We start from the raw sequence: 5,175 nt of genomic DNA, 5'->3' as shown, positions 1-5,175 counted from the left end.
CCAGATTGAATCGCCATAGCCGAGGCTTTACCAAAATCTTTATTTACGGTATAAATATTGGCATTCGTAACAATAGTATCTACAGCAATCTTATTTTTTTGATTACAAGAAACCAATAAAATCAATAAAAGCAAAAAAGAAATTTTCTTCATAATAAACAGTTTAGTTATTGGAGCTAATATAAAAAAAAGAGCTCCAATAAACTGTAAATTACAGAATGAATTGTTTAAAAGAAAAAACTATAAAATTTCCTCTATTATATATTTGGTAGTATTAATCTCAAAAGCAAACCCAACTTTATTCCCCATCAATTTATTTCCAAGCGGGGATTGTGGAGACAAAGCAATGATATTGATACCGTCAACACTTATTTTAGGAAGGGCAAGACTCAGGTACAAATAAATCCCATTAGCTTTTACCAAACTTCCCAAAATAATAGTTTCTGCCACAACCGAGGAATCCAACTTATCCAAAACTGCTTTTTGAGCCAATACTTCCTTGAGTTTTGTATTGAGTTTTTCCTGTTCAATATGCATCATAGACAAGGCTGTTTCGTGCTTGTCGCCTGCTGAACCTTTTGCATCGTTTTTTGAATCTTCAGTCAAAGCCGCAATCATATCCCTGAAAGCGTCTATTCTATCTTGAACTAATTGATGGTAACGATGGTATATTTTTTGTTTGAAAGTCATACTTAAAAAAAGATTAAAACACAAAGTTCACAAAGAAGTCACGAAGATCACAAAAAATTTAAAACTTTGCGAACCTTGTGTGTTCTCAGTGAACTTTGTGGTTAAAAAATTAAAAATCAAATTTATAATTTGCTCCCAACATCACTTGAAAACCTTGAACTGGATAATTCAACCATTTTTCATATCCATTATTCATAATATTATTGGCTTTTAAAAAGGTAGTAAACCTTTCGCTGTATTTGTATCGAATATTGGCATTCAAATCAAAATAACCGTCCAATGTGATTGGTCCTGGAGCAGTAACATAAACTATATCGGTATTTAGTTGCTGGTCTTTACGTTCGCCTACATAAAACAAATTTATACCGGCAAACCATTTTTCGGTAACCATAAAATCAACTTTGGAATTCAATTGAAGTTCCGGCAAATTCCAAGCTTCTCCTTGTATTTTATTAGAATAACTATTAATAGTTGCATCAGCTTCTACTGTAACACCTTTGGCTAAATCCGCTTTAATTTCTCCGTAAAGACGTATGGTTTTCATATCATCATAAATTACTTGAAAAGAATTCCCAAAAGCGTAATTGGCATTTGTATCTTTTTCATTGTAATCATTGCTTCGAAACAATGCTTTGTTTTCATCATATATGTATGAAGCTTTTACATCATAACTCACAGTGCTGGCCAATTTTCCCTTTAAACCTGCATGAACATCATACAATTCATTCGTTGGTTTAATCTCCAATGTAGGAGAAACAAAAGGATTCGCGTCAACAAAATCTTTATAGGTATTTTGTCCCAAGTTCCCAATAGCACTTGTATAAAATATCATCAAATCACCCACAACATTATACGAAGCAGTAACCGATGGATAAACATAAAACTTATTGCTTGTGTTATTCTTACCCATACTGTAAACCAAGCCTGCACCAATATCGATCGTCCAATCGTCTCTTTTCATAACAAAACTTGGCACTATCCCCAAATTTGTAAAGCCGTATTTAATGTCTGCTGTATTTGTTCCTGAATAATCACTCTTAAAACTGCCATCAATATAATCGACAAACACTTTGGTTTTTATTGCTTCATCCAAAACATCAAACTTAAAAGTTGGTGCTAATAAAAATCGATTCTCCGCCGAACTATATGCATCCGAAAAGTGAGTAAGTTCAAGTTTAACATCTTTCAAAAGGGCTTCTTCAAAAACCAGTGAACCTCCTGCTGTAATTGTATTATATGATTGTTGTGGATTAATACCATTAATCAAAGCCATACTTTCTGGAAGAGTTAATGTATTTCCAAAATCGGCAGGCAATCCATACCAATTGTAAATTTGATTCTGGTAACCCAGTTTTATATTCCAAGACATTTCTTGTTCGTTTGATCCATAAATCAAATCGATTTTGGTGTCATAATAGGAATCGTCCAGCGTAATATCTTTTATACCTCCCTGGGAAGAATTATGGCGAAACATTCCTCCTATATATTCATTATTATTAAGATCTTCGTTTACATATAATTCGGCATTCAAAGAACCATAATTTCCAATTCCGAAAGTTGCATAATTTTTAAACAAACGTTCTTGCTTTGCTTTCTCAACTCCTTGTGCATTTCCTTTGGAAGGAGAAAAAGTTGAAGCCACAGGAAAAGGCAAAACAGAATATTTCACACTTTCTTTTTTGGCATTTTCATCATTTGTAATCACCGGAACTTCTTTTACTTTGAAAGCATCAGAAATTGTCGGTGTATATGGCTTTACCACATTTACCACCTCTGTTCCTATATTATCCTGTTTATTTTGAGCAAAAGATAACTGAGAAAGTAACAAGAGGAAAATCCCTATCCTAATCCTCCCACCAACTTCCTCCAAAGAAGGAGTTGAGGACATTGATTGCTTATTCATGAATGTTTTTATGTTTTTAATTATCATCTTTTCTCTTTTTCTATCTCCTGTTTTCTGCATTATACTTCCCATTCGCCTTTTGCAATGAATTGTGTTTTCCCTCCTATTTTGATGTCAAAATAATCCCCTGTCAATTTCCCATCAAAATAAATTCTCGAAGGCCTATTGATAAAATCTCCTTGATGATTGACTATTTTAATTTCTGCTGAATGATATTTCAAAAGAAAAGCCTGCAGACAAGTACTTGCACTTCCAGTCGCTGCATCTTCCAAAATTTGATTATGCTCAACATATAACATTCTGCTGTAAAGTTTCCCTTGATCAAAACAATAGAAATACAATGCTCTATGATTTGTTTTGCAATGAGCCAAAAGCCATTCTTTCATTTTAGCCAATTCAAGAGTTAAATCTTCCAAAGCTTTTTTACTTTTAAGCGAAATAATCACAAACGCGCTTCCTGTAGTCACTTCCTGAATCGGAAATTCATCATCAAAATCGGCAAAGTTTAAATTAGTGAAAGACAAAAAACTTTCCTTTGAAAAAACATCCCAAAATTGAGGCTGAGCTGCATGTAGCCAAACCAAATCTCGGGATTGCTGAATTGGAATTTCACCAATTGGAACCGATAATTTAAAATTTCGAGGTTGACTTTCGACTATTTTATTCATCAAAACCCAAGATGTCCCTATAACTGGATGACCTGCAAACTGCATTTCGTGTTCTGCAGTAAAAATTCGAATTGATGCACTGTTATTTTCGGGGTGAATGGCAGTAATAAAAGTGCTCTCAGCGAAGTTAATTTCACGTGCAATTTTTTGCATCTCTTCTGTACTCAGTCCATCGGCATTCAAAAAAACTGCCAGTTGATTTCCGGCATATTTTTCCTCTGCAAAAACATCTACTATATAAAAAGGTAATTTCATTCAGCTTTTCTATTTAGTAATTGATGAATTTGTTTTGGCTTCCTCAGTTTTTATTCTGTTCAATTCAGTTTTAGCTTCTTCAACCACATCGGAATAGTCCGTGAAATTTTCAATCACATTGTCCAAAACATAGGTCGCCTGATAACTATCTTTTAAACCATAATAATTCTTTGCCATCAGAATCAAACCTTTGGCTCCAAAATAGCGGTAGCTTGAATAATTTTTGGCTAATTTTTGAATCGCAGTATTCGAAATCTCGAATTTTCCTTCTTTATTTTTAAAATAAGCATCATAATACAATGCTTCAGCAGCAAGCTCTCCTTTACTCACCGTTAGTAATTTTGCGTAAGCAATTTTAGCTTTAGCTTCATCACCAGACTGCATCGCAGAACGGGCAACGATGATTTGGGCATCACTTTTTACATTTTCCTCCGCTTTTGGATTCGCCAAAACCTTATCGGCATAAACCACCGAATTTGGATAATCCTTTGTCTCATAATAACATTTCATCAAATTCGCTTGTGCAAAAGTCTTATTCTGTGGAAAATCTGCTTCTTTTTCTATACGAACCAAAACCGGAATTCCTTTGTCACAATTTTTATCTTTCAAAAATATTTGTGCTAATCGAACCAAAGACTGCTCGGTATATTCGCAACGAGGCTGACTTATCACATACTCATAATTAGGAACCGATTTACTTTCTGAACCTTCAGCGTAAAGCAATTGTGCCAATTGAAAATTAGCTTTCAGTATATGAACTCCATTTGAAAATTTAGCGACATAACTGCTGTATCCCGAAATAGCCTGTTTGGTGTTATTCAGTTCGAATTGTTTCTCGGCAGCCTCGAAAGTATCATTATCCAAATCCAAATCGGTAACCGCCACAAAATCTAATGTACGTACCCAAGTGGCATATTCATCCACTTTTCCGTTATCCACATAAATCAATCGAGCAGTGGAAACCGCTTCGTAAGCTTCGGGAGTTTTAGGAAAATCGGAAGCCACTTTTTTAAATTTACCGAGAGCCAAATCATCACGATCCGAATTGTAATAAATCAATCCTTGGCGCAAAATAGCTCTTGAAGTATAAGAACTATTTTTAAGAGTCGTCACTAATTTATCATAGGCCTTTATAGCCAAGTCCTGTTTGTTTTCGGCCACATATGTATTCCCTAATTCAAACAAAGCGTCATCTTGGTAATCTGATTTTGGATACAATGTCAAAAACGCATTGAGTTCTTCTATTTTTTTGCTGTTTTTCGAAAGAAATCCATAACAAAGCGCTTTTTGGAAATAAGCATAATCAGCATCAACACTTTTGGATTCTATTACCTTAATATAAGCATCCAATGCTGATTGGTATTTGGTTGTTACGAATCGGCAGTCGGCAAGGCGCAAATAAGAATCATTCAAACGAAACTTATCTGTTTTATTATTGTCGATCTGACTTTGGAAAGAATTTCCGGCGGCTTCATATTCTTTCAACTTAAAATTAGCGTAAGCGATATTATAATTGACGTTTTTAAACTCAACTGTTTCTTTGGCTCTTGCCAAATCCGAAAACTGCTGATAACTTAATAAAGCTTCTTTATAATCTTCCAAATTATATTGGGATTCCGCTTTCCAAAAAGAAGCTCGGGCAGTAATAGTGGCATCTTTT

4 protein-coding genes are annotated in these 5,175 nt (G+C 34.4%); all 4 read right to left on the bottom strand.

What is annotated here, in order from left to right; all coding sequences use genetic code 11:
• Positions 1–239: 239 nt before the first annotated feature.
• The gene (locus VFS71_RS14890; RefSeq protein WP_326402213.1) at positions 240–689 is read right to left on the bottom strand and encodes a hypothetical protein; all 450 of its coding nucleotides are present in this window, start codon (positions 687–689) and stop codon (positions 240–242) included.
• A 109-nt stretch (positions 690–798) separates the two neighbouring features.
• Positions 799–2,592, bottom strand: coding sequence for a TonB-dependent receptor (locus VFS71_RS14885; protein ID WP_326402211.1), 1,794 nt, complete (start codon positions 2,590–2,592; stop codon positions 799–801).
• Between the two features lie 59 nt (positions 2,593–2,651).
• Positions 2,652–3,515, bottom strand: coding sequence for a PhzF family phenazine biosynthesis protein (locus VFS71_RS14880; RefSeq protein WP_326402210.1), 864 nt, complete (start codon positions 3,513–3,515; stop codon positions 2,652–2,654).
• Between the two features lie 9 nt (positions 3,516–3,524).
• Positions 3,525–5,175: tetratricopeptide repeat protein (locus tag VFS71_RS14875; protein ID WP_326402207.1), on the bottom strand; the 1,651-nt coding region annotated here is incomplete at its 5' end.

Origin of the sequence: Flavobacterium sp. (assembly GCF_035760125.1) — a bacterium.
In the GTDB taxonomy this organism is placed as follows: Bacteria; Bacteroidota; Bacteroidia; order Flavobacteriales; family Flavobacteriaceae; genus Flavobacterium.
Note: the sequence above shows the minus strand (reverse complement) of the source record. Positions and strands in the feature narration are given on the sequence as shown.

Coding starts and splice junctions, on each gene's coding strand:
- VFS71_RS14880 (WP_326402210.1), bottom strand. CDS start 3,515: ATGAAATTACCTTTTTATATAGTAGATGTTTTTGCAGAGGAAAAATAT.
- VFS71_RS14885 (WP_326402211.1), bottom strand. CDS start 2,592: ATGAATAAGCAATCAATGTCCTCAACTCCTTCTTTGGAGGAAGTTGGT.
- VFS71_RS14890 (WP_326402213.1), bottom strand. CDS start 689: ATGACTTTCAAACAAAAAATATACCATCGTTACCATCAATTAGTTCAA.